20 protein-coding genes are annotated in these 24,964 nt (G+C 70.2%); 6 read left to right on the forward strand and 14 right to left on the reverse strand.

Annotated features, from left to right (window positions below; translation table 11 throughout):
- The first annotated feature begins 2 nt into the window (after positions 1-2).
- Positions 3-2,150 (forward strand): 3-hydroxyacyl-CoA dehydrogenase NAD-binding domain-containing protein, encoded by a 2,148-nt coding sequence (locus ACGF0D_RS05380; RefSeq protein WP_392914047.1) that lies wholly within the window; start codon positions 3-5, stop codon positions 2,148-2,150.
- 176 nt (positions 2,151-2,326) lie between these two features.
- Here the strand turns inward: ACGF0D_RS05380 and ACGF0D_RS05385 are convergent, their stop codons facing one another.
- The 3 genes from ACGF0D_RS05385 to ACGF0D_RS05395 all read right to left on the reverse strand — a co-directional run bounded on the left by ACGF0D_RS05385 (position 2,327) and on the right by ACGF0D_RS05395 (position 7,380).
- Positions 2,327-3,853 carry an ArnT family glycosyltransferase gene (locus ACGF0D_RS05385; protein ID WP_392878604.1) on the reverse strand — a complete coding sequence of 509 codons (1,527 nt, stop codon included), beginning with the start codon at positions 3,851-3,853 and terminating at the stop codon, positions 2,327-2,329.
- Between the two features lie 149 nt (positions 3,854-4,002).
- Positions 4,003-5,910 (reverse strand): 1-deoxy-D-xylulose-5-phosphate synthase, encoded by a 1,908-nt coding sequence (dxs, locus tag ACGF0D_RS05390; protein WP_392878607.1) that lies wholly within the window; start codon positions 5,908-5,910, stop codon positions 4,003-4,005.
- Between the two features lie 291 nt (positions 5,911-6,201).
- Complete coding sequence (locus tag ACGF0D_RS05395) at positions 6,202-7,380, reverse strand: ROK family protein (RefSeq protein ID WP_392878609.1); 1,179 nt, start codon at positions 7,378-7,380, stop codon at positions 6,202-6,204.
- 470 nt (positions 7,381-7,850) lie between these two features.
- On the opposite strand from ACGF0D_RS05395, the gene ACGF0D_RS05400 reads away from it, so the two are divergent.
- Positions 7,851-9,539, forward strand: coding sequence for a PQQ-binding-like beta-propeller repeat protein (locus ACGF0D_RS05400; RefSeq protein WP_392914048.1), 1,689 nt, complete (start codon positions 7,851-7,853; stop codon positions 9,537-9,539).
- A 160-nt stretch (positions 9,540-9,699) separates the two neighbouring features.
- Positions 9,700-12,279 carry an aminopeptidase N gene (pepN, locus tag ACGF0D_RS05405; RefSeq protein WP_392914049.1) on the forward strand — a complete coding sequence of 860 codons (2,580 nt, stop codon included), beginning with the start codon at positions 9,700-9,702 and terminating at the stop codon, positions 12,277-12,279.
- A gap of 178 nt (positions 12,280-12,457) precedes the next feature.
- Here the strand turns inward: pepN and ACGF0D_RS05410 are convergent, their stop codons facing one another.
- The 11 genes from ACGF0D_RS05410 to ACGF0D_RS05460 form a co-directional block, all read right to left on the reverse strand.
- Entirely contained in the window at positions 12,458-12,685 is a 228-nt protein-coding gene (locus ACGF0D_RS05410) for a hypothetical protein (RefSeq protein ID WP_392878616.1), read from the reverse strand.
- Positions 12,686-12,705: 20 nt separating this feature from the next.
- Entirely contained in the window at positions 12,706-14,808 is a 2,103-nt protein-coding gene (gene malQ / locus ACGF0D_RS05415) for a 4-alpha-glucanotransferase (RefSeq protein ID WP_392914097.1), read from the reverse strand.
- A 202-nt stretch (positions 14,809-15,010) separates the two neighbouring features.
- Positions 15,011-15,394 (reverse strand): hypothetical protein, encoded by a 384-nt coding sequence (locus tag ACGF0D_RS05420; RefSeq protein WP_392914050.1) that lies wholly within the window; start codon positions 15,392-15,394, stop codon positions 15,011-15,013.
- Positions 15,395-16,129: 735 nt separating this feature from the next.
- Positions 16,130-16,813, reverse strand: coding sequence for a hypothetical protein (locus tag ACGF0D_RS05425; protein ID WP_392914051.1), 684 nt, complete (start codon positions 16,811-16,813; stop codon positions 16,130-16,132).
- The gene (locus tag ACGF0D_RS05430) at positions 16,813-17,178 is read right to left on the reverse strand and encodes a hypothetical protein (RefSeq protein WP_392914052.1); all 366 of its coding nucleotides are present in this window, start codon (positions 17,176-17,178) and stop codon (positions 16,813-16,815) included. The genes ACGF0D_RS05425 and ACGF0D_RS05430 overlap by 1 nt, the downstream gene beginning before the upstream one ends.
- Before the next feature lie 231 nt (positions 17,179-17,409).
- A complete protein-coding gene (locus tag ACGF0D_RS05435) occupies positions 17,410-17,805 on the reverse strand; it encodes a DUF5959 family protein (RefSeq protein WP_392914053.1) in 396 nt (131 codons plus the stop codon).
- A 12-nt stretch (positions 17,806-17,817) separates the two neighbouring features.
- On the reverse strand, positions 17,818-18,264 hold the full coding sequence (locus ACGF0D_RS05440) for a DNA/RNA non-specific endonuclease (protein WP_392914054.1): 447 nt from the start codon (positions 18,262-18,264) through the stop codon (positions 17,818-17,820).
- 168 nt (positions 18,265-18,432) lie between these two features.
- On the reverse strand, positions 18,433-18,684 hold the full coding sequence (locus ACGF0D_RS05445; RefSeq protein ID WP_392914055.1) for a hypothetical protein: 252 nt from the start codon (positions 18,682-18,684) through the stop codon (positions 18,433-18,435).
- Complete coding sequence (locus tag ACGF0D_RS05450) at positions 18,684-19,031, reverse strand: hypothetical protein (protein ID WP_392914056.1); 348 nt, start codon at positions 19,029-19,031, stop codon at positions 18,684-18,686. The genes ACGF0D_RS05445 and ACGF0D_RS05450 overlap by 1 nt, the downstream gene beginning before the upstream one ends.
- Before the next feature lie 194 nt (positions 19,032-19,225).
- Entirely contained in the window at positions 19,226-20,473 is a 1,248-nt protein-coding gene (locus ACGF0D_RS05455; RefSeq protein WP_392914057.1) for a helix-turn-helix domain-containing protein, read from the reverse strand.
- Positions 20,474-21,078: 605 nt separating this feature from the next.
- Positions 21,079-22,164 carry a GntR family transcriptional regulator gene (locus ACGF0D_RS05460; RefSeq protein ID WP_392914058.1) on the reverse strand — a complete coding sequence of 362 codons (1,086 nt, stop codon included), beginning with the start codon at positions 22,162-22,164 and terminating at the stop codon, positions 21,079-21,081.
- A 186-nt stretch (positions 22,165-22,350) separates the two neighbouring features.
- Between ACGF0D_RS05460 and ACGF0D_RS05465 the strand changes: the two genes are divergently transcribed.
- The 3 genes from ACGF0D_RS05465 to ACGF0D_RS05475 are packed head-to-tail and all read left to right on the forward strand — an operon-like array spanning position 22,351 to position 24,906.
- The gene (locus tag ACGF0D_RS05465) at positions 22,351-22,683 is read left to right on the forward strand and encodes a hypothetical protein (RefSeq protein ID WP_392914059.1); all 333 of its coding nucleotides are present in this window, start codon (positions 22,351-22,353) and stop codon (positions 22,681-22,683) included.
- 34 nt (positions 22,684-22,717) lie between these two features.
- Positions 22,718-24,112, forward strand: coding sequence for a cell division protein FtsK (locus ACGF0D_RS05470; RefSeq protein WP_392914060.1), 1,395 nt, complete (start codon positions 22,718-22,720; stop codon positions 24,110-24,112).
- 41 nt (positions 24,113-24,153) lie between these two features.
- Positions 24,154-24,906: a DUF2637 domain-containing protein gene (locus tag ACGF0D_RS05475; RefSeq protein ID WP_392914061.1), complete on the forward strand. Its 753-nt coding sequence runs from the start codon at positions 24,154-24,156 to the stop codon at positions 24,904-24,906.
- Positions 24,907-24,964 lie beyond the last annotated feature (58 nt).

The following is a 24,964-nucleotide window of genomic DNA, read 5'->3' on the forward strand; positions in this document are numbered from 1 at the left end:
CCATGGCCGACACCACTGAGCTGCTCACCCGCGGCGCCGAGCTCTTCCCGGGCGAGGTCGTCACGACCGCGCACGTCCGCCACCTCGACCTGCCGCTGCAGGCCGGCAAGCTGGCCCTGATCACCCTGGACAACGGCTTCGACCACACCAAGCCGACCACCTTCGGCCCGGGCTCGCTGCTCAAGCTGAACGCGGCGCTGGACCAGGTCGAGGCCGAGGCCGCCGAGGGCAGGATCGTCGGTGCCGCGATCACCGGCAAGCCGTTCATCTTCGCGGTCGGCGCCGACCTCAAGGGCGTCGAGCTGCTCAAGGAGCACGCGGACGCGCTGGCCATCGGCAAGGGCGGCCACGACGTCTTCAAGCGGATCGCCTCGCTGCCCGTCCCCACCTTCGCCTTCTACAACGGCGCGGCGATGGGCGGCGGCGTCGAGGTCGGCCTGCACTGCGACTACCGCACGGTGTCGGCGGGCGTCCCGGCCTTCTCGCTGCCCGAGGTCTTCCTCGGCCTCGTCCCCGGCTGGGGCGGCTGCACCATCCTGCCGAACCTGGTGGGTGCAGGCAAGGCCGTCAAGGTCATCATCGAGAACTCGATGAACCAGAACAAGCAGCTCAAGGGCAAGGACGTGTTCGAGCTGGGGATCGCCGACGCGATCTTCGAGCCGGCCGACTTCCTGGAGCAGTCGCTGCTCTGGGCCGCCAAGGTCGTCAAGGGCGACGTCGTCGTCGAGCGCGAGGCGATCGACCGCGGCAAGGCCTGGGACGACGCCGTCCTCTGGGGCCGCATGGTCGCCGACGGCAAGGTGCACGGCGCCGCTCCGGCCGCCTACAAGGCGCTGGACATCATCGCCGCCGCCAAGGACTTCGACCTGGCGGACAAGGCGAGCCTGCAGGCCGGCTTCGACGCCGAGGACGCGGCCCTGGCCGACCTCATCATGAGCGGCGAGCTGCGCAGCGGCATCTACGCCTTCAACCTGGTGCAGCGCCGGGCCAAGCGCCCGGTCGGCGCGCCGGACAAGTCGCTGGCCCGCCCGGTCACCAAGGTCGGCGTCGTCGGCGCCGGTCTGATGGCCTCGCAGCTGGCGCTGCTGTTCGCCCGCCGTCTGGAGGTGCCGGTGGTCCTCACCGACATCGACCAGGAGCGCGTCGACAAGGGCGTCGGCTACGTCCACGCCGAGATCGACAAGCTGCTCGGCAAGGGCCGGATCAGCCCGGACAAGGCCAACCGCCTCAAGGGTCTGGTCTCCGGCTCACTGGACAAGGCCGCCGCCTTCGGCGACGCGGACTTCGTCATCGAGGCCGTGTTCGAGGAGATGGGCGTCAAGCAGACCGTCTTCGCGGACCTGGAGAAGGTCGTCTCGCCGACCTGCGTGCTGGCGACCAACACCTCGTCGCTGTCGGTCACCGAGATGGCCTCGAAGCTGCAGCACCCCGAGCGGGTCGTCGGCTTCCACTTCTTCAACCCGGTCGCGATCCTGCCGCTGCTGGAGATCGTCCGCGGCGACAGCACCGACGACGCCTCGCTGGCCACCGCCTTCGCGGTGTCCAAGAAGCTGAAGAAGACCTCGGTCCTGTGCAAGGACCGCCCGGCGTTCGTGGTGAACCGGATCCTGACCCGCTTCATGGGCGAGATCCAGAACATCATCGACGAGGGCACCCCGATCGCCGACGTCGAGAAGGCCGTCGAGCCGCTCGGCCTGCCGATGTCCCCGATCGTGCTGCTGGAGCTGGTCGGCCCGGCCATCGCCCTGCACGTCTCGGAGACCCTGCACGGCGCCTTCCCGGAGCGGTTCACCGTCTCCGAGAACCTCGCCAAGGTGGTCAAGGCCGGCAAGCGCGGCTTCTACACCTGGACGGACGGCCAGCAGGTCCTCGACCCCGAGGTGCTGGAGCTGCTGTCCTTCGGCGACTCGGTGCTCACCGAGGAGCAGGTCCGCGCCCGCGCCCTGGAGGCCGTGGCGCAGGAGATCGGCCTGATGCTGGAGGAGGGTGTCGTCGCCGAGGCGCAGGACATCGACCTCTGCATGATCACCGGTGCCGGCTGGCCCTTCCATCTGGGCGGGATCACCCCGTACCTGGACCGTGAGGGCATCTCCGAGCGGGTGAACGGCAAGCCGTTCCTCGCCGTCGGTGTGGCCTCGGTGCCCGCCTAGGCAAGGCCCGTACCCGGAACACGGAGGAGCCCCGGTGACCAGCTGGTCACCGGGGCTCCTCGGTGTGTACGGGGTTCCCGCCCGATGTCTTGTGCATGGAGTTGTCGGGCGTTTACTCCGTGTACAGGGGCCTCGGGGTCTCGGTGCTCTCGGTACTCTCGGTACTCTCGGTGCTCTCAGTGCTTGAGGCGGTAGACCACGGTGTCGGCGAAGACGCCGACCATCTCGTAGTGGGTGTCCAGCAGGTTCTCGATCCTGGGGACCATGACCGGCTGGTACGGGGCGATGCCGGAGTCGTCGACCACGACCTCGGGCAGGCCGTTGGCGAGCTCCTTGTCGAAGGTCTGCCAGGCGTTGGAGACGCTGAACTGCTCGCCGACGTTCTGGTTGCCGTCCTTGCCGCCGCTGTAGTTGGTCAGGAAGCCGGCGGTCAGGTAGCGGGTGGCGGGCTTGCGGTCGGCCAGCCAGTAGAGCTCGGGGTGCATGCCCCAGACCAGCACGGTGTCCTTGGGGGTGGTCTGGGCGGCGACGGCGGTGGCCACCTCGGTGGTGCGGTTGAGCCGCTCCCCCGGCCAGGCCAGTGCCAGGCACCAGAACACCGTGGCGGCGGCCGTGGTGTACAGCAGGACGGGCTTCCAGCGGATCGCCGAGGTGGCGACCGCCCCGGTGCCGAGCAGGACCAGCGGCGGCATCAGCTGGAGGTAGTAGTGGCCGAAGAAGTGGAAGCCCACGCTGACCGCGACGACCGAGGAGAGCAGCCAGACCCACAGGTCGGTGGTCGAGCCGTGCTCCTCGCCGGCCACCGGCAGCGGGCGGTGGCGGTACTTGAGCCAGAGCCGTCGCCCGACCGGGAGCAGGAAGCCCAGGCCGGCCGCGGCCAGGATGGCGGAGTTGCCGAACGCCCGGCCGAGCATCTGGAGCCAGGCGCCGCCGAAGGAGGCGTAGTCGCCGCTGCCGGTGACCACCCAGAACAGGAAGCCCTTGGGCTTGGTGAGGATCACCGCGACCAACGCTATCGGCAGGGTGAAACCGAACCCGATCTTGAACAGCGCGGGCGGCCAGCGCACCCCGCGCCGGCGGGCGTCCTGGAACAGCATCCAGAGCACCGGCAGCAGCACCGCGCCGCCGGTCTGCTTGGTCAGTGAGCACAGGGCGACGGCGATGCCCGCGGCCAGCCAGCGGCGCCGTTCGGCGTACCGGAAGGCGGCCACCATGGCGGGCAGCATGAAGACCTCGAAGGTCGCCGCCTGGGTGTCCTCCGGGGAGAGCCCGATGGAGACCAGCAGGTAGAGCAGTCCGGCCCCGGCCCCGGCCCGGTTGCCCCAGCGGCCGCGGGCGATCGAGGCCAGCAGGATCGCGGTGACCAGGTGGGCCACCACCGCCAGGGTGCGCAGCGGCCAGAGCGAGGCGGAGCCGAAGACCGCGAAGCAGGCCTGGTAGAGCCAGGGCAGCAGCGGCGGCTTGCGGTCGACCACGGTGTCGTACAGCACCCCGCCGTCCGCCAGCATCCGGGCCTGGGTGGCCAGGAAGCCCTCGTCCGGGCTCCAGACGGGCCGGGCGAAGGAGGGGATGTGGGTGAGCAGGGCGACCAGCGCGAGCACCGGCACCAGCCTGGTCCAGTACCCGCTCAGCACACGGGTACGGACGCGCTCGGGCAGGCGCTCGGCCAGTCCGGTGAGGCGGGGGCGGGTGGGGGTCGACACGGGTGACAACCTACCGGGCGGGACCGGCGCCGGTGGCGCCGGTCCCGCCTTTCGGTGCGATTGTCAGCTTGTCTCGCGACGAACTGTTACGGAGCTACGACAAACGGTCGTCGGTGGAACGGGGAGCGGTCCACGGGGACCGAACCCGGTCAGGCCTTGACCGGCGCGGCGTCCAGCTTGGCGACCAGCGCGGTCACCTTCCGGGCGATGTCCGGGGCGTTCAGGCCGATCTCGGCCAGGATCTCGGCCCGGCTGGCGTGGTCCAGGAACTCCTGCGGGATGCCGAAGTCGCGCACCGGCAGGTCCACGTCCGCGTCCCGCAGCGCCTGCGCCACGGCCGCGCCGACGCCGCCCACCCGGCCGTTGTCCTCGATGGTGACGACCACCCGGTGCTCGGCGGCCAGGCCCGGCAGGGCCGGGTCCACCGGCTTGACCCAGCGCGGGTCCACCACGGTGGCGGTGATGCCCTGGGCGGCCAGCAGGTCGGCGACCTCCAGGCTGGTGAGGGCCATCGCACCGACCGAGACGATCAGCACATCGGCGCGGTGGGCGCCGGAGGGCTCCTCGGCGGCGCGCAGCACGTCCATGCCGCCGACCCGGCCGACCGCGGGGACGGCCGGGCCGACCGTGCCCTTGGAGTAGCGGACCACGGTCGGGGCGTCCTTGACCTCGACGGCCTCGCGCAGCTGGGCGCGGACCTGGTCGGCGTCGCGCGGGGCGGCCAGCCGCAGGGTCGGGATGATCTGCAGCATCGACATGTCCCACATGCCGTTGTGCGAGGCGCCGTCGTCACCGGTGACGCCGGCCCGGTCCAGGACGAAGGTGACACCCAGCTTGTGCAGGGCGACGTCCATCAGGACCTGGTCGAAGGCGCGGTTCAGGAAGGTCGCGTAGACCGCGAACACCGGGTGCAGGCCGTTGGTGGCCAGGCCGGCCGCGCTGGTGACGGCGTGCTGCTCGGCGATACCGACGTCGAAGATGCGGTCCGGGAAGGCCTCGGCGAACGGGGCCAGGCCCACCGGGTGGAGCATGGCGGCGGTGATGCCGACGATGTCCTCGCGCTCGTGGCCGAGCGCGACCATCTCCTCCGCGAAGACCGAGGTCCAGCTCTGCCCGCCGCCGCTCTGGATCGGCAGACCGGTCTCCGGGTGGATCTTGCCGACCGCGTGGAAGCGGTCCTCGTCGTTGTTCTCGGCGGCGTGGTAGCCGCGGCCCTTCTCGGTGAGGCAGTGCACGATCACCGGGCCGCCGAAGCCGCGCGCCTTGGTCAGCGCGGACTCCAGGGCGGTCAGGTCGTGGCCGTCGATCGGGCCGATGTACTTGAGGCCGAGGTCCTCGAACATGCCCTGCGGGGCGATGAAGTCCTTGAGGCCCTTCTTGGCGCCGTGGAGCGTCTCGAACAGCTGCTGGCCGACCACCGGGGTGCGCTGGAGCGCGTCCTTGCCCCAGGACAGGAAGCGCTCGTAGCCCTGGGTGGTGCGCAGGGTGGCGAGGTGGTTGGCCAGGCCGCCGATGGTCGGCGAGTACGAGCGCTCGTTGTCGTTGACGACGATGACCAGCGGACGGTCCTTGGCGTCGGCGATGTTGTTGAGCGCCTCCCAGGCCATGCCGCCGGTGAGCGCGCCGTCGCCGATCACGGCGACGACCGGGTCGTTCTTGCCCAGCAGCTGGTTGGCCTTGGCCAGGCCGTCGGCGTACGACAGGACGGTGGAGGCGTGCGAGTTCTCGATCACGTCGTGCTCGGACTCGGCGCGGGACGGGTAGCCGGACAGGCCGCCCTTCATCCGCAGCCGGGAGAAGTCCTGGCGGCCGGTGAGCAGCTTGTGGACGTAGCTCTGGTGGCCGGTGTCGAAGAGGATGCGGTCACGCGGTGAGTCGAAGACCCGGTGCAGCGCGATGGTGAGCTCCACCACGCCGAGGTTGGGGCCGAGGTGGCCGCCCGTCTTGGAGACCTCGGTCACCAGGAAGGTCCGGATCTCCTGGGCCAGTGCGGCCAGCTGTCCGGGCGTGAGCCGGTCGAGATCGCGCGGTCCCCGAATGCGGGTCAGCAGGGCCACCCGTTCCTCCTCGTTCAGTGTTCGCGGACCACGGACGGTCCGACGGGCGTCGCTGCCCGGTCCGGTGGCACGCCGACGGTCCCGGCCGGTGCCGACCGGTCGAGTCTAATGTCCGCCTGCCGAACACCGAGCGGCGCGCCCGGTCCCACTGTTCGGTCGTGCCGTTCCGGGAGGTCGGGCAGGGGAAGCGGGTCATCTCAGATTGACGCACGCGCGTTCGAGCATGCTTATGCGGTCGCTCGGGATCGACCGTCCGGAGCCGACCGCTCGGGACGGCCCCGGACGGCGGCGTCACGCGCGGCCGAGCGCGCCGGACTCCCCCATCTCGCTCATCACCAGGGCCAGCGCGCCGAGCACCTCGGCCCGGCCGCCGAGGGTGCCGGGGACGACCGAGAGCTGACGGGCGGCGCTCGGGATCGCGTAGCGGGCCACCGAGTCCCGGATCGGGGCGAGCACCAGCTCGCCGGCCTCGGCGAGGTCGCCGCCGAGGATGACCCGGCGGGGGTTGAGCAGGTTGCACAGGGTGGCGACGCCGGTGCCGATCTGCCGGCCCGCGTCGGCGATCACCCGGCGGCAGCCGAGGTCGCCCTGCTGGGCCAGCTCGACCACCCGGGGCAGGCTGAGGTCGGGGCCGAGGGTGGAGACCAGCAGCGAGAGCAGGTAGCGGGAGCCGACGAAGGTCTCCAGGCAGCCGCGGTTGCCGCAGCGGCAGACCGGCCCGGCCTCGTCCAGGGTGATGTGTCCGATCTCGCCCGCGGTGCCGCCCGGCCCCCGGTAGATCTGGCCGTTCACCACCAGCCCGGCGCCGACACCGCTGGCGACCTTGATGTAGGCGAGGTCGCTCAGCCCGCGCCCGGCGCCCCAGACCAGCTCGCCGAGCGCGCCCAGGTTGGCGTCGTTGTCCACGTGCACCGGCATGCCGAGCCGCTCGCCCAGCTCCCGGCCCGGGGCGATGCCCGTCCAGCCGGGCAGGATCGCGGTGGAGCCGAGCGCGCCGGTCTCCACGTCGATCGGTCCTGGCACGCCGAGGCCGACGCCGATCACCTTGTCGGAGCGGAACCCGGCCTGCGCCAGCAACCGCTCGACCATCGCCTCGGCGCGGTCGAAGCCCTGCTGGGCGGAGACGTCCACGTCGATCGGTGCGCTCTCCTCGGCCAGCACCCGGTGGGCCAGGTTGCCGACCGCGACGCGCAGGTGGGTGTGGCCGAAGTCGATGCCGACCACGATGCCGGCGTCCCCGCTGAGCGAGACGCTGCGGGCGCGGCGGCCGCCGGAGGAGGTGTCGGCGACCACGACGGTGCCGCTCTCCTTCAACTCCCGCACGATGTTGGAGACGGTGGCCGCGGACAGGCCGGTGCCGCGGGCGATCTCGGCCTGGGTGAGCGACCCGGCCATCCGCACCGCGCGGAGCACCCGTTCCAGGTTCGCCCGGTGCAGCGACGACTGCGAGCCCGGTGTGTCCGTCGACATGATCCACCCTCCCAGGGCGGGGACCCCTCCGCCGGGTGTCCCCTTCAACTCCTGAAGGGTACGGCCCGGGGGCCCTGCCGGGGATCCCGGCCGGAAGGCACCGGAGTGGAAGGGAGCGCGGAGGGCGGCGGGACGGCGCGGGCCCGGACACCGGGCGCCGGCGTGGGGGCGCGGTGATCGGCGGGTGAAGGTGTTGCACGGCCTGGACCTGCGGGGACGGGGAACCGCGGTCCTGGCGGCGGCCGAAATGCGCACACCACTAGCATGGTGCCCAATTCTCACCGTCCCACCGGCGCCGTCGACGGCGCCGACAGGGGACGCTTCCAGACATGACGGGGAATCAGATGGCAGGGGATCACCCTACGCCGGGGGCAGGCGAAACGCCCGGCAGCGGTCCGCAGGACAACCGGGGCGTCTCGTTCGGGCGCCCGCCGGGCGGCGGTGTGGATCCGGCCGCCGTCGCGGACCAGATGACGCAGCTCGACGGCGCGGCCGTCCCCGGCCCGGCCGCGCCCGCGGGCCCGCCGCCCGCCCAGCCGCCGGCACCGCCCGTACAGCCGCCCGCGCAGCCGCCGGCACAACCGCCCGTCGGCAGCCCGGAGTACGCGGCGTACGCGCCGACCGCGACCGGGTTCCCCACCCAGGCCCCGCCGCCGCCCGGCGCCGCACCGGTCGGCCCGTACGACCCGGTCCCCGGCGCGTACGGCGCCCCGGACTCCGGGCAGGCCTACAACGCGGGCGGCTACAACTACCAGCAGCAGCCCGGCTACAGCTACCCCGTCGCGCCCGTCGCCCCCAAGCAGCGCAACCCCGTGCTGCTGTGGGGCGGGATCATCGGCGGCGTACTGGCGATCTCGATCGTGATCGCCCTGGTCGTCCTACTCAAGGACCCCAAGCACGACCCCGACCCGACCCCTGGCCCGGTCGCCGGCGACAACGGCGGCACCGGCGACGGCGGCACCGACGACGGCGGGACCAGCAACGGCCCCACCCCCGCCCCCAAGGGCGGCACCTTCAACGTCGCCTGGAGCGCCCCCAAGCCGGCCGGCGCGGACAGCTCGCCCCAGATGCTCGGCATCTGGGGCACCGACAAGCTCGCCGTGCGCGTCGACAGTTCCGGCATCAAGGCCTACAACCTGGCCGACGGCAAGGAGGCCTGGACCATCCCCGTCCCGAGCGGCAGCAAGGAGCTGTGCACCGCCTCGTACGGCGCCAACTCCAAGGGCGTCGCCGCCGTCTCCTTCAACACCGGTGACAGCGACTGCTCCACCGTCGGCGCCGTCGACCTGGCCCAGGGCAAGCTGCTCTGGAGCGTCAAGGTCTCGGCCGACCGGATGTCCTCGCCGACCCTCAGCGTCACCGAGAACGTCGTCGCCGTCGGCGGCAACGCGGTCGGCGCCCTGAACATCGCCAACGGCCAGCCGGCCTGGCAGTACCAGCCGCGCGACAAGGACTGCGTCCTGCGCGGCAAGGCGGCCGGCGCCCAGATCGCGGTCAGCGACCGCTGCTACGGCAACAGCGGCCCGAAGTCCCAGCTGGTCATCGTCAACGCCGAGACCGGCAAGCCGGCCAGCACCCCGGTCACCCTCACCGGCAACATCGAGCAGGTCGACTCGGTCATCCAGGACAAGCCGCTGGTGCTGCTGATGTCCAGCGGCCCGCAGGGCGACTACATCCTGCCGTTCGACAAGGACAACAAGCCGGGCAACCAGATGTCCGTCAAGGAGCCCGGCGCGGACAGCCTGCGGCTCTCCGGCCAGGACGAGGCCGTCACCCACAACGTGGTCAGCGGCACCACGCTGTACGTCCAGGTCAGCGGCAGCAAGGCGGGCATCAACGCCTACGACCTGACCACCGGCAAGCGGCTGTGGGCGGCCAACTCCGGCTCGGCCGGCAACGACATGCGCCTGGTCGCCGGGACGGACAAGGACGGCAAGGTCCGCGCGATCGTCGACCAGGGCTACAACAAGCCGGCCCGACTGGTGACGCTCTCGCCGACCGACGGCTCGATGACCGACCTCGGCACCATGACCATGCCGAGCAGCATGAACATCGGCAGCAGCAGCAACGAGTACATGATCTCGGCGGACGGCGCCGCGGTCTACGCCTTCCGCCGCCTCAGCTCCAGCGACGGTCCGCTGACCAAGTGGAAGAAGTGACGCCGGGGTGACCCCGGGGGTATGACCCCACGTCGTGACCGACCCGGGCGGGGCGGGAACGGGCAGAGCGCCCGGGCCCGCCCCGCCGTGATTTTCCGGCCGCCCCGTACGTTGGACGTGCGAGGATTCGGACCATCAGTCTGACAAAGGAGTGCAGCGAGTGCCCGGCACAAACCTGACCCGTGAGGAGGCCCGCACCCGGGCCGACCTCCTCCACGTGGACGCGTACGACATCGAGCTCGACCTCGGTTCGGCCCGCGAGGGCGGCACCTTCCGGTCCACCACCGTGGTCCGGTTCACCGCCACCACCCCCGGCGCGGAGACCTTCATCGACCTCGTCGCCCCGAGCGTCGAGGAGATCACCCTCAACGGCGTGCGGCTCGACCCGGCGAGCTTCGCCGACAGCCGGATCCCGCTGCCGGGCCTGGCGGCCGAGAACGAGCTGCGGGTCGTCGCGAACTGCGAGTACACCAACACCGGTGAGGGCCTGCACCGGTTCGTCGACCCGGTCGACGGCGAGACCTACCTGTACACCCAGTTCGAGGTGCCGGACGCCCGCCGGGTCTTCGCCAACTTCGAGCAGCCCGACCTGAAGGCCGCGTTCGCGTTCACCGTGACCGCGCCCGCGGGCTGGGTCGTGGTCTCCAACTCGCCGACCCCGGAGCCGGTCGGCGAGGGCGACACCCGGGTCTGGACCTTCGAGCCCACCGGCCGGATCTCCAGCTACATCACCGCGCTCGTCGCCGGCCCGTACGTCGGGGTCTTCGACACCTACGAGAACGGCGAGCAGAAGGTGCCGCTGGGCGTCTACTGCCGGCCCTCGCTGCGCGAGTTCCTGGACCCGGAGGCCGTCTTCGAGGTCACCAAGCAGGGCTTCGACTACTTCCAGGAGAAGTTCGACTTCCCGTACCCGTTCGCCAAGTACGACCAGCTCTTCGTCCCGGAGTTCAACGCCGGCGCGATGGAGAACGCGGGCGCCGTCACCCTGCGCGACCAGTACGTGTTCCGCTCCAAGGTCACCGACGCCGCGTACGAGGCCCGCGCCGCGACGATCCTGCACGAGCTCGCCCACATGTGGTTCGGCGACCTCGTCACCATGGAGTGGTGGAACGACCTCTGGCTCAACGAGTCCTTCGCGACCTACGCCGAGGCGGTCTGCCAGGCCGAGGCCCCCGGCTCCAGGTGGCCGCACTCCTGGACCACCTTCGCCAACCAGATGAAGACCTGGGCGTACCGGCAGGACCAGCTGCCGTCCACCCACCCGATCATGGCGGACATCAACGACCTGGAGGACGTCCAGGTCAACTTCGACGGCATCACCTACGCCAAGGGCGCCTCGGTGCTCAAGCAGCTGGTGGCGTACGTCGGCCAGGACGCCTTCTTCCAGGGCGTGCAGGCGTACTTCAAGCGCCACGCCTGGGGCAACACCCGGCTCAGCGACCTGCTCGGCGCCCTGGAGGAGGCCAGCGGCCGCGACCTCAAGGCCTGGTCCAAGGCCTGGCTGGAGACCGCCGGCATCAACGTGCTGCGGCCCGCCGTCACCGTCAACACCGACGGCGAGATCGAGTCCTTCGCGGTGCTCCAGGAGGCCCCCGCGCTGCCCGCCGGCGCCAAGGGCGAGGCCGTGCTGCGCCCGCACCGCATCGCGATCGGCCTGTACGAGCTGAACGGCGACGCGCTGGTGCGCACCGACCGGATCGAGCTGGACGTCGACGGCCCGCGCACCGAGGTGCCCGAGCTGGTCGGCCGCCACCGCCCGGCCGTCGTGCTGCTGAACGACGACGACCTCTCGTACGCCAAGATCCGGCTGGACGAGGACTCGATGGCCGTCGTCACCGAGCACCTCGGCGGCTTCGCCGACTCGCTGCCGCGCGCGCTGTGCTGGGCCTCCGCCTGGGACATGACCCGCGACGGCGAGCTGGCCGCCCGCGACTACCTGTCGCTGGCGCTGTCCGGCATCGGCCGCGAGAGCGACATCGGCGTGGTGCAGTCCGTGCACCGCCAGGTCAAGCTCGCCCTCGACGCCTACGCCGACCCGCAGTGGCGCGAGCAGGGCCTCGCGCGCTGGGCCGCCGCCGCGGAGGAGCACCTGCGCGCCGCCGAGCCCGGCAGCGACCACCAGCTGGCCTGGGCCCGCGCCCTCGCCTCGGTGGCCCGTACGGACGGTCAGCTGGACCTGCTCGCCGGGCTGCTGGACGGCACGGTCGAGGTCAAGGGCCTCGCGGTGGACACCGAGCTGCGCTGGACGCTGCTGGTGCGCCTCGCGGCCACCGGGCGGGCCGACGAGGCCGCCATCGCCGCCGAGCTGGAGCGGGACAACACCGCGGCCGGCCAGGAGCACGCGGCCACCTGCCGCGCCGCCCGGCCGACCGCCGAGGCCAAGGCGCAGGCCTGGGCGTCGGTGGTGGAGTCCGACAAGCTGACGAACTATGTGCAGGAAGCGGTCATCGCGGGCTTCCAGCAGTCCGACCAGCGCGAGCTGCTCGCGCCGTACGCGGCGAAGTACTTCGCCGCGGTGAAGGGCATCTGGGAGACCCGCAGCCACGAGATCTCGCAGCAGATCATCGTCGGGCTGTACCCCGCCCTGGAGGTCACGCAGGGAACGCTGGACGCGACCGACGCGTGGCTGGCCTCGGCCGAGCCGGCGCCGGCCCTGCGGCGCCAGGTCGTCGAGTCGCGGGCGGGCGTCGAGCGCGCGCTCAAGGCCCAGGCGGTCGACCGTGCGGCGGGGGCCCGCTGACGGTGCGCGAATAGCCCGAAGGGGCGCCGGACGGGATCGTCCGGCGCCCCTTCGGGGTTGGTGCGGGTCCTGGGTGGACGCGTACGGGTTCGGTGGACGCGTGTGTCCGTGGTGGACGCGTGCTTCCGTGGCGAACGCGGGCTCAGGTGGCGGTCGCGGCGCTCGCCTCCACGCGGAGTTACTTCTTCTTGCCCTTGCCGTACGGCAGACCGGCCAGACCGGCGATCACCGCGAAGGCGACGAGCGGGAGGAACACGAACAGGCCGAGGGTCTCGCCGACGCTCAGGCCGGAACCGGGGTCGTCACCGTCGTCCCGGGTGAAGGCCATGGCGGGCGACGACAGCAGCATCATCAGCGTGACCGTTGCGCTAACCGCGCCGGCTCGCAAAGCGTTCCTCTTGTCCACGTTTCCAACTTACTCGCTGCTTATGGGAGGGCGCGCGTCGGGGTCCGCCTGACGGAGCCGGGCAGGGCGAGGAGCTGCGCGAGCAGGCCGGCGGCGGGGGCGGTGGCGAGGCGTTCGAGGGTGACCGGGTCGCCGGCGCCGTCGGCGACCGGGAGGCGCCAGTTCGGGTACTGGTCCCAGGTGCCGGGCAGGTTCTGCGGGCGCGGGTCGCCGACCAGGTCCGGCAGCCAGACCCCGACCAGCTCCGCCGGGGTGGCCCGCAGGAAGCGGTACAGCACCGGCATCGACAGCGGCTCGTCCGGGCCGATCAGCCCCAGCCGGGCCAGTTCGGCCCGCCAGTCCGCCAGCTCCGCCGCCGCCCGCTCCTGTTCCTCCCCCAGCGGCCTGGCCAGCAGGCCCAGCCGGTGCCGCAGCTCGACGTGCTCGCCGGAGAGCCGGGCCGCGGTGCTGGGCAGGTCGTGGGTGGTGAGGGTGGCCAGGCAGCCCGGCCGCCAGCGGTCCGGGTCCAGGATCGCGCCGTCGGCCTGCCAGTCCCGCTCGAACCAGAGCACCGAGGTGCCGAGCACCCCGCGCGCCGCCAGCTCCTCCCGCACACCCGGCTCCACCGTGCCGAGGTCCTCGCCGATCACCGCCGTACCGGCCCGGTGCGCCTCCAGCGCCAGCACGCCGAGCATCGCCTCCGCGTCGTAGCGCACGTACACGCCCTCGGTCGGCGGGTGGCCGTTCGGCACCCACCAGAGCCGGAACAGGCCCATCACATGGTCGATCCGCACCGCCCCGGCGTGCCGGGCGGTGGCCCGCAGCAGCTCCGCGAACGGGGCGTAGCCGGCCTCGGCGAGCGCGTCCGGGCGCCACGGCGGCAGGCCCCAGTCCTGGCCGTGGGCGTTGAAGGCGTCCGGCGGGGCGCCGACCGAGATGCCGCCGGCCAGCACGTCCTGCAGCGCCCAGGCGTCCGCGCCGTCCGGGTGGACGCCGACCGCCAGGTCGTGGATCAGCCCGACCGGCATGCCCGCCTCGCGGGCCGCGCGCTGGGCGTGGGCGAGCTGCTGGTCGACCTGCCAGGCGAGCCAGCGGTGGAACTCGACCCGCGCCCCGAGCTCCTTCTCCGCCCGCTCCACCTGTGGGCCGTCCGGGTGACGCAGGCCCTTCGGCCAGTGGTGCCACACCGGTCCGTGCTCCTCGGCCAGGGCGTTCCACAGCGCGTGCCGGCGCAGCCACTCCCCCTCGCGGCGCCGGTACGCCTCGTACTCGGCCTCCCGCCCGGGCCCGCGCGGCACCTCGTGCAGCAGCTCCAGGGCCTCGCGCTTGAGCCGCCAGACGGCGTCCCGGTCGATCAGGGCGTCGTGGCCGAGGACCTCCTCGCGCAGCCGGGCGGCGCGGCGGGTCAGCTCCTCGGCGTGGTCGCGCTGGTCGCCGCCCAGGTAGGCGTACTCGGGGACGGCCTCGATCCGCAGGTGCACCGGGTCGGCGAAGCGGCGCGAGGACGGGCGGTACGGGGAGGGGTCGGAGGGGGTGCCGGGAAGAGCCTGGTGCAGCGGATTGATCTGAACGAAGGCCGCGCCGAGCCCGGCCCCCGCCCACCGGGCCAGCTCGACGAGGTCGCCGAGGTCGCCCATGCCCCAGGAGCGCTCGGACAGCACGGAGTACAGCTGGGCGAGGAACCCCCAGCCGCGGCCAGGGAGTTGCGGCAGCCGCTCGGGGGCGACGACCAGCGCGGCCCGGGCGGTCCTGTCCGCGCTCTCCGCCGTAAGTACGTGGCGGCCCAGCGGAAGGTCCCCCGGCACCCAGTGCGAGTGCCCGCACGGCAGCTCCCAACTCCCGCCGTCCTCCAGCTCCACGAGCAGCCGGGCGTCCGCCGGCAGGTCCAGCGCCGTCCGCCTGCCCTGCCGCACCACCACGCACGGCGGCAGCAACCGGCCCCGCTGCTCGGCCCGGTGACGCTCCAGCGCCTCCCCCACCTCCTGCGGCGACCCGGCCGCCACCCCCATCGCCCCCAGCACCGCCACCAGCGTCCGCGCCCCCACCGCCTGCCCGCCCGGCCCCGGATACCGGGTGTCCACCCCGTACGCCTGCGCCAGCGCCACCAGTTCGGCGGGCGGCGGCGGGGCATCCTGCGCCGGCACCTGCTCGGCTCCGTCACTGTCGTGGTAAGCGGCCACTCGCGGCTCCTGCGATGTCTCGGCAACGCCCGGTCAGGACAGCCACAGTCCTACCCGCGTGACGCCTCGATCACCCAGCGCGACACAGCGTCAACCGCTCCGGACACGACGAAGGGCCCGGTTCGGAACAGCCGAACCGGGCCCCTGCCACTCGAACCGGACCTCCTCAGGCCTGGACCTGAGGATCACCGAACCGGTGGAACTCCACCGCGACACCCCGCCGACGGGCGAAGTTCGCGACGCCCTCCACGGCGGCCTCCAGCGCGGCTCTGAGCTTCTCGAGCTCGGAGTTCCGCTGCTCCTTGTCGGGTGCGGCCTCCAGCTCCTGCCAGGCCGCCCGACAGTCCTCTTCCAGCGGACCCATCTCCTCGTCGTACTCGATGAGGTCGTCCAGCACACAACCGGGCCGACGGCCCTGTGCGGCGGCCATGTCCAACTGGGCGGTGACGGATACGAGATCACCCACCAGCTTCACGTGAGCCGGACCGACCCTCCGGCTCACCAGAATTGCGGCCAGGACAGCGTTCCAGTGCTCTTCCTTGTCCAGCATCAGCTCCCCGACTCCCTCGCCATCCGACTGAGTCTCGCAGCTCCGGCCAGACCGAAAAGTACGCCGACCCCGCCCGGAGGGCCTGGAGCCACAGCCCCGTCTCACGTCCCTTCTTGGAACCAACGCCAGGGATCCCGCGGGCCTACGATCGATGAGCGCCGAACCTCTCGAGCAACCCGCGGAGCCTCGTCGACGGGCGAGGTCCGCGACGACTGCCGCCGCTATCGTCCGCAGGACCGCCTGGAGCTTCAAGACGTCCCGCGACCCGCGACCTCTCACCACGACGGTGCCACACCAGTGCTCGGCCCCTGGTCCCTCGGAGGGAGGGCAAGGGTTGAGGTAGAGCCTTGCGGACTGCGCTGCTCTCGCTGGTGTTGCGCGCCTGGACGGGCGGGGCCGGCGCTGAGCGGGGCGGAGACAGGAGCGGGCGGCGGCGCCGCCGGGCCGGAGCGCGCGGCCCGCGGTAGCGGGCCGCCTTGATGCAGTAGAGAAGCTTTGAACAGCTCGATCCATCATGCTCCTGCTGGCCGGTCAGGCGACGTCGCTCCGCGCGCCAACGACCGCGCACGCTGCCGTCAACTACTGCCGTCAGAACGACCAGGAGCCCCACGGGATCGTGATCCCGCGGGGCTCGGGCTCCTGACTGCAACTACTGGCTTTCTAGGTATTTGTCGATGATTTGACGGGATATTCCCATCCAGGCGGACTCCTTACGACCCTAAGGCCGCTTCCCCCTTAAGTGTCCGCCCTCTTGTTCCTCCCTTTTTCATTCCACCTCCGAAGCATCTCAGATGATGCGACATCACCCAGTTCGAATCGACCCTCCAGATCGAACCAAGCGCCAATCTTGAGGCGCAGATCTGGGTCAACCATCAGAGCCGACAAGGGTCGAAGAGCCACCAGCATCTCTTCGATTTCGACCAGGCGGAGAATGTCCTCATCCTCGGGCAATTCGCATGGCACCGTCGGGTCTCCGGGCCAGTGGACGGACTCTTCCAGGTTTCGTCCTTCCTCGCGCCTTCGGTCAGCCGCGGCCAGAGCCGTCTCCGGAGTCAAAGAGATGGCACCCAATGCCGACCTGATCACGCTGTCGACCTCGCCCTCGATGGGAATATCCAACACCCCTTTGAGCAGCGATGCCCGGACCAAGAGTCCCGCGGTCAACACGACACTCCTAGCCTCGGAGAGGCTGCCAATTGAGGCAGCGAAGACTGCCGTCTCGATGCCGCGCCCCAGCGCCTGCTCCCGTTCCTCCGGCAGAGCCTCCGAGAAGCGGCTGAGCCGAGATTCCAGCGATTCAATAACGAAGAACCACCAGTGGACAGGAGCGCCCTCCGGGAACCTCGTTTGCAGCCAGCCGGTGCGCGCATCGTGATCCAAGGCGCAAAAGTCGAGAAAATCTCGTTGGGTAAATTCCACTACTTGCCTCCCAGATTCGTGATTCCCCGACGAAGAACTGGGATTCCCGCCCTCTCGAACGCACGAACACCATTCATCAGGAACTGTTCAGAACATGCCTGACAGGGCGTGTAATGACCAGTGTGATTGTTGATGTACTCGACGATTCCACGCTCGTTGATGTGCGCTTCGCCCGCCCCAACCACCGCCCTTCCCTCCGTCAGGATAGGGTGTTTAATGCCCGGCATCGCGGGTGCTATCCGGAGAGTCCCAGCAACGTCCACCGACCAGATGTGGCGGCCACCAGCAGAGACGGATTCAGCGAAGGCGCCTGTGCCCGCAGTAGCGGGGGAAACACCTGAAAATTCCGCCTCGAGCATCTCCATCGACAGCTTCTCTGGCTGATTGTTCTCAACCGGACCACAGTTGTGGACGAGTACCGGCGTCGCACCCGCGAGCACATAGTACGTGTGACGCTGGTCGACCAGGGGGTTTAAAAGTCCCGGTGATCACGTGATTCCGCAGGCCCACACGATACAAGGAGTGTAGGCCGGACCGTCACGAGCGCGGCGAAGCTCCGCCCGACATCGCAGGCGGAGCTTCGCCGTTAGATATAGTCACCCAATCAGTTCGATGAAACGATTCACGCGCGCTTGATGCTCAGCAATCCACCCCTCCTCCAGGGCGATGGGGATGCGGACCGTCACCATGGAGATCGACTCGTCCTCCACGATAATGTCTGGGCAGTCCCGCTCACCGTCCAGCTGGACACTCACCGTTGGGCCACGATCGGTCTGCATCCAGATGATGTCATGCCCCAACTTCAAGGACTCTAGTGCCTGCTGCCAGGCTTCGAGTTTGGCCCGAGAAAGCATGAGTAGAGTACTTCCCTTGACGAACATGCTGGTCACCGCAATCTCAGCCTCCCAGAAAGCGGAGCCTTCCGATGACAGCACGGTAATCCTGACCTCATTCTCGAAGTCAGTTAGCCGCACGAGCTCGAACGGGAACATCCTTTCAACCTCTCACTCGACCAGAAATTGAGCTGCGGTGGACCATCCATTGTCATCGAAAGCTCTGATGTCTATCCGGAATGGCACGCTGGACCCGGACATGTAGCGTGGTATCGCCTGGAATAGCACGGTATTGCCCTCCCCCACATGCGCTGCGATTGAGTCACCGAACGCAGACATTGCACCATTGTCAACCTTCGACGCAGTCCTGACGATATTTGACTCGACCTTGCCGTCACCGCCGAGTACTTGAGGAAGGAGATGACCTCGCGTGTTACCGGGCACATTTTTCACGAAGCCGGGCGGTATGATCCTGCGGCCCGCCTTATTCCCAGTTCTGAGATCCGCCGGAGTGACAATGGCTGTTACTCCTGTTCGCCTGCCATCGGGGAGAACCTGACCATAGTCAACATCGCCACAGGTGTTATGCACCAGGACCGGCGTGGTACCCGCCAGCACATAGTACGTGTGCTACGCGGCCCCTCTCCACCTGCTTTTTCGCAGGTCAGCGGCGGTTTGACGGTCCGTCGGTGTCCATGGATGTGCGCCGAAGTCCGTGGTTGTTGCCGTCGCCACTGCCGTCAGAGGTATAGACCAGTAGTGCTGTCGTCGGCCGCGCGCGTGATCCTACTGCCAAGCTCCGCGCTCGGCGCGGACGATGGTGCGCGTGGTCTGCTCGTACGACTGGTGACCGGTCTGCGCGCAGTGTCCGGCGATCCAGCGCGTCAGCTCCTCGGGGGTGTGCAGCTCGCCGGACGCGGCAGCACAGTCTCGTTCTTCGCCGGTGACGCAGACAGCCTCGAAGGTCGGCAGCGCCATGGGGTCGGTCACGGCGGTCACGCTGTACTCGCGGAAGCGGTAGCGGGTGGCCTTGGCCATCAGCCTTCCTCCTGCCCAGCAAGGGGGCTGACGCTCGTAGGTTCACCCTCCTCGGCCACCTCCTCCTGCGGCGCCGGGATGCGCCCTCCGCGCGACTCGGCGACCCTGAGTGCGTCCGACAGGGCCTCGGTCAGCCGGCAGGCGAGCCAGCGGTACTCGATCGCCGACTGCGCTTCGGCTCCGGGGGCCAGGATGCCCCGGGCGTACTCCAGTAGCTCCTGGCCCATGCCGAGCTGCACGGTTTCGATGCCGTCGGCGAGTGTCGAGATGTAGCCCTTGCCGTCGGTGCTCAGGTAGCAGGGGCGCCCGTCCTCGGTGGTCCATGGCAGCAGGCGGGGTCCCGCCATGCCCGACGACGCTTCGTACAACTCCCTGCGACGCAGACGGTCCGCGTCGCTCCTCGGCATGCCCACAGTGGATCTCCGGCCTCGGTCGCTGGAACAGGACACGGCGACCGTAACGACCTGACAACCCATCAATCCACGGACCCAGCAGGTCAGATCGCAACGCAAGGTCCGCAAACTGCCACGCTACGTAGCAGCTATCCGACGACCCCCAGGTAGCCGGCCATCTCGCGCATGTCGCTGGTCAGGGTGCGCTTGCGCTTGCTCAGGATCTCCTGCATCGTCTCGGCCGCCGAGTTCTGGTGCCTCAGCCACTCGGGGGCGGCTTCACGAGCGCGGGTCAGCTCGTCCATGGCTGCCGAAAGGTCTCCGGTTCGCGTGTGGGCGCGCGCCATGTCCAGGGTGAAGCGGTTGCCGTCGTTCGTGCTGGGCCTGCCCAGTCGCTTCCACGCCTTCGGCGACAGCTCGACCTCCTCGCCCGCCTTGCGCACCACCGCGCGGGCGTCCCCGACGACCATGGAGTCTTCGAGTGCCTTGATGGCAGCGGTCACCGGTCCGAAGACGGACCAGTGCCGGGAGACGTTGCGGTGCGCCGTGCCGACGGCGGTTGCCGCCATCCGCGCCGCCCTGCGGTACTCCTTGGCCTCGTCCGGGCGGTTGTTGCGTGCCGCCGCGGCTGCGGCCTCCATGGCCAGACCGCCCCACACCGCGTAGTGGTCGGGCTCGGCGCCGGTGATCTTCGGCTCGACCACGTCCATGCTCTGGGCGGCGATTCGCTCCGCCTCCTCCAGTCGGCCTTGCCGCACCAGCAGCCAGCACATGCAGCCGACTCCGGACCCGGCGGCGAGCAGGTCCCCGCCCTCCCGGGCGTCCGCGATGGCTCCTCGCAGGGCCGTGTAGGCGATGTCGTACTGCCTCACCTGCGTGAGGTAGGTGCCAGCCAGGCGCAACGCCTCGGCGCGGGCGAGCAGGGCTTGGTGGTGCTCTTCGCCGCTGTCGTAGTGGGCGACGGCCCGCGCGGCGTCCCGCAACAGGCCGGGCAGTTGGGTGGCGACGCTCTTGTAACTGTCGGAGAAGTACAGCACCCGCGCGTCTCGAACCGTTCGCGCGTAGGCGCGCAGGTTCGGTTCCTCGCCCACGGCCTGGGCGTCCTGGTCCACGAGCCCCACCGCCGGGGTGAGCGCGGCGCGAAGCTGGATGAGGTTGAGCCGGTTCGACTCCTCCGCCCGTCCCACGGGCTCCGGTGCGTCGGACGCGACGAGTGCCGCCGTGGGGATGCCCAGAGCGCGGGCCAGAGCGTGAAGCGTCTCCATGCGGACCGTTCCGCCCTGCTCGACCTTCCGGACGGTCGCCGGGGACAGGCCCGCTGCGTGGGCAAGTTCCTCCTGGCTCATCCCGGCGCGGCGCCGGTACTTCCGTACGTTGTCCGCGAGTTCCATCGTCATCTGCTCACCACCTCCAGCGCCACGGTACGCCGGGTGGGCGAACTGACCGGGCTCTCTGGGCAGATACCCACCCGAGACGGTGACCCACCGCCACGCGCAACGTCGGGCACCCGGTTGACTGGAACGGCGCGGCGCCGGGGCCTCCGGCAGGCTGCGGGCCTGAGCGGGACGGGTCCCTCGTCGGTCGGGCAGCTTCGCCGTACCAGGGTTCTCCGGGGGCCGCCAAGGCTCACCAGGTGACGCTTGCGCTCGGCCTTGGCGGTCCCCGGGGGTTCCTGGTACGCCTCCGGGGCCCGGCCGGCGAGGGGCACGACCCGCAACCCGCGACCATTCACCACGACGGTGCCGCGCCAGTGCTCGGCCCCCGGGTCCCTCGGAGGGAGGGCCTGGGTTGAGGTAGAGCCTTGTTGATCACGCCCGCTCTCGCTGGTGTTGCGCGCCCGGTTCGGCGGGGCCGTCGCTGAGCGGGGCGGAGACAGGAGCGGGCGGCGGCCCCGCCGGGCCGGAGCGCGCGCGGCCCGCGACAGCGGGCCGCCTTGATCCAGTAAAGAAACTCTGAACAGCTCGACAGCTCAGCCGTCGGCCCTGTTCGTCCTTGGCCTGGCCTACCCTCGCTGCTCAAGTTCCTTGGTCAGACGGCTGACTTCGGCTTCCAGTTGATGGCGCGTCTTCTGGAGCTGTTCCACCTGCTTCCGCAGGCGGATGACCTCCTCGGCATCGTCTTCTGCTGTCCGGGGCTCCTTGACACGTTCGATCGGTGCGTCAGGGTCCGGGGCCTTGCCCGCCTGCGTCTTGCGGACGTAGCTGCCCCGGCCGAGGACGGAGTAAATCAGACCTTCGCCTTTGAGGAGACGCAGGGCGTTCTGGACAGTTGAGCTGGCAACTCCGAAACGCTCCTGGAGAGCTCGCGCGGCCGGCAGTTGGCTGCCTGGGGTCAGGTCTCCGTCGAGGATTTCCCGGCGCAGGATGTCGGCGACCTGGATGTAGGGCGGTCGCGAGTCCTCTTCCAGCGGCTCATCGAGTGCGTAGTCGTCGGCTAGGGCCTCTCCCTCACGCTCGGCCGCACGCCGCAGGGCCTCGACGCGCTCTCGCGCGAGCATCGTGCGCCGAAGGTCATGGCGCCCACCGATGAGGCCGACGATGAGGTTGCCTCGGGGGCCGCGGTACACGAGGCGCTCGTTCGTGAGGTGCCGCAAGGCCCGTTCGACGGTTTCGCTGTCGGTCGCGAACATCAGTTGGAGCCTGATGGGTTCGGGGATCGTGTCCTCGAACTTCAAGCGTCCTTCCATGATCGCTTCGCGAATGGCCCAGATCGCTTGGAGCACGGGCGGCTGGCCGGCCCCGGAGCCGACGGAGGCGTCCTGCGTGCCGTCCTTTGCCTGCTCCCTCTCCGCCTTGGCCTGGTCGGCGATCTGCTGGAGCTCCTCCAACAGTGCCTTCTCCCGGTACTCCTTCTCAAGGCCGCGGACGTAGCTGCCGCGCCCTTGGACGGAGTAGATGAGCCCTTCGTCCTTGAGTACGCGCAGGGCGTTCTGGACGGTTGAGCTGGCGATCCCGTACCGCTCCTGGAGCGTGCGTGTGGAGGGGAGCTTCTCCCCGGGCCGAATCCGCTCTTCGAGGATCTCGGCGCGCAGCACGTCGGCGGCCTGGAGGTACGGCGGCCGGGGGTCCTCTTCGAGCGGCAACGTCATACACCGAGGGTAGCGGCGGTTCCGCACAGATGACACGCCCGTGCGCTCGCCCGTAGCGGGTGCAGCGACCTACCCGTATCGGGCGTATCGCCTTGGCGTGCGCGCGGCCGTTGCGAGTGTGCGGGTGTAGCGCTATGGTCATGGCAGGTCGGAAACGCCGACCGAGTGAGGGGAACTCCCATGGCCATGGCCAGGATTCGCGTTGGGCTGCTGCCGTCTGCCGTCTGCATGGCGGGCACCGAGGCCACGCTGAAGATCAAGGATCCGCAGACCGGCGAGGTCGCCACCGACCGTGAGACGGGCGAGCACCTGTACACGGTCACCGTGATGCTCATGGAGGACGGGCGGGCGGACGTCCTGAAGATCACCGTCGCTCAGTCCGGCATTCCGGCCGGGCTCAAGCCGGGCGTGATGGTGCGACCGGTGGACCTGTTCGCCACCCCGTGGGCGCGGATCTTCAACGGTCAGCTCTCGGACGGCATCGCCTACCGCGCGGCCAAGTTGGAGCTCGTCAAGTGACCGGCGGATTCATCGACGACGTGAGGGGTATGAAGTGAACCCCGATCTGCTGCTGTGGGGCGGCGTCGCCCTCACCGTTCTCTGGCTCGTGGTGGCTCTCGTGCGCTACCTGCGGGTGGACCGTGAGACGCGGGCCAGTATCCGCCAGGGTGTGCGCATCCGGTTCGGGTGGGAGCGGCTGGCCAAGATGGCGGGCCTGTCGGTGACGGACCGGACGCCGACGTTCCTCGCTGAGCTGGTCAGCCGTGAAGGCGAGACGCCCAAGCCCCGGGTCCTGGTTCCTCGGATCAAGGTGAAGCCGGACCGGTTCGGCGTGGTGGTGCGGGCGAAGTGCCTGCCGAGGGTGGGCCTGGAGGAGTTCCAGCGCTCGGCGCGCTTCCTCGCCGACGCCTGGCGCTGCACACGGGTGTCCGTGCTGCCGGACGGTCCCGGGCGGGTGGTGATCCGGGCCGTGCGCCTGGACCCGCTCATCACGACGACCGAGCACGTCCCCACGGGAACGGTGCCCAAGAGCCTGGACACGTGGGGGCTCGGGCTGGACGAGTACGCCGACGACGTCAGCCTGCCCTTGGCGAACGTTCCCGGGGTGACCGTCGCCGGCCTGCCCGGCTTCGGCAAGACCTCGCTGATCAACAAGCTCATCTGCGACCTGGCACCCTCCGACGCGGTTCAGTTCGCCGTGGCGGACGGCAAGGTCTCCACCGCCCACGAAGGGGACTATGCCGATCTGACTCCCCGCCTGTTCGCCTTCGCAGGGGATGACCTGGCGGAAGCCAACGCGCTGTTCAAGCGCATGGTGAAGCTACGACGTGGCCGCTCCTCGTCCATCCGCGCCGTGCTCGGCGTGAAGAACATCTGGCACACCGGGCCGTCCCGCATCTGGCCGCTGACGATCCTGATCATCGACGAAGCGCACACCTACTTCCGCGAGTACAAGGGCAACGACGCCGAGACGAAGAAGCTGGCGGCCCTGTCGGCGGAGAACGCCCGGCTCGTCGAGGACCTGGTGAAGAAGGGCCGCAGCGTCGGAATCATGGTCATCCTGGCCACCCAGAAGGCCACCGGTGACGCCATCCCGACCTTCATCCGGGACGTGTGCCCGCTGGGGCTGTCCTTCGCGCAGAAGACGGCGGAAGCCTCCGTGGCCGCACTCGGCGACGACATCCGCAACTGGCCGGACGCGAACCCGGTCAACCTCCAGGACCCGGCCTACGTCGGCGTGGCCTCGATGGGGGTGCAGGGCCGTCCGGGCTTCACCCGCGTGCGCACCCCGTACGTGTCCGACGCCGACGCGGCCCGCATCGCCGACGACACCGCCCACCTGACCGAAGACCCGGCCGCGTACCTCGACGTCTACCCGGGCCCGGTCGACTGGAAGCCCGCCTTCATGGACGACGACGCCGGCACCCTGATCACCGAAGCGGCCTGACGCCTCCAGTAACTCGCTATCAAGAAAGGAGAGTTGGCCTGATGGCCGAAGATCGCCTCACACAGCGCACCGTGACCGTGGTCATGGCGGTCATCGCCCTGCTGGCGTTCGTCTTCTCCTTCGGCAACGTCTGGGCACTGGCCCTTCGCCTGGGGGTGCCGCACCCGGTCGCACCGCTGATCGCCCCCATGGTTGACCTGTCCGTGGTCGGCCTCCTGGTCGGTCTGCGCTTCCTGTCCCTGCGCGGCGTCCCACAGGACGAACTGACCGCCGCTACCCGCCTGATGCACCTGTGCGGCATGCTGACCCTGGCCCTGAACGTCGCCGAACCCCTGGTAGCCGGACACTACGGCCGCACCGCCGTCGATGCGGTCGCCCCGCTGCTGCTGCTCGGCTGGGGCCAGGTCGGCCCGCAGTTCCTCCGCCACTTCCACACCCTGAGCACCCCGAACCCGGCAGAGGCCCCCGTCCCGGTTCCGGCCGTGGAACACCTGCCGAACCCGCTCGCATCGCTCGACCCGACACCGGAACCGGTGCTCACCCCGTCCTCCGAGCTGGCGCCTGCCCCGGCTGTGGTCGTCACGGCTGAGCCCGCGGCTGCTCCCGTGCTGACCAAGAGGACCGCGTCCGTCGCGATCCCAGCCGTCCCCGAGGCCCTGCTGGCCGCTGCCCGGCGCATCGCCGAGACGCACCACGCCGAACAGGGCGAGCACATTACGCCCGGTCAGCTGAAGGCCCGCCTGGGCGTCACGCTGCCGCTGGCCACCGCCGCACACGCGCAGCTCTCCGCCTGAGCCCCGCCGGCCCATTCCCCACCCGACCAACCCCGCCCGACCGGGCTCGGTTCGCCAT

Source organism: Kitasatospora sp. NPDC048298 (assembly GCF_043201465.1).
Taxonomy (GTDB): Bacteria; Actinomycetota; Actinomycetes; order Streptomycetales; family Streptomycetaceae; genus Kitasatospora.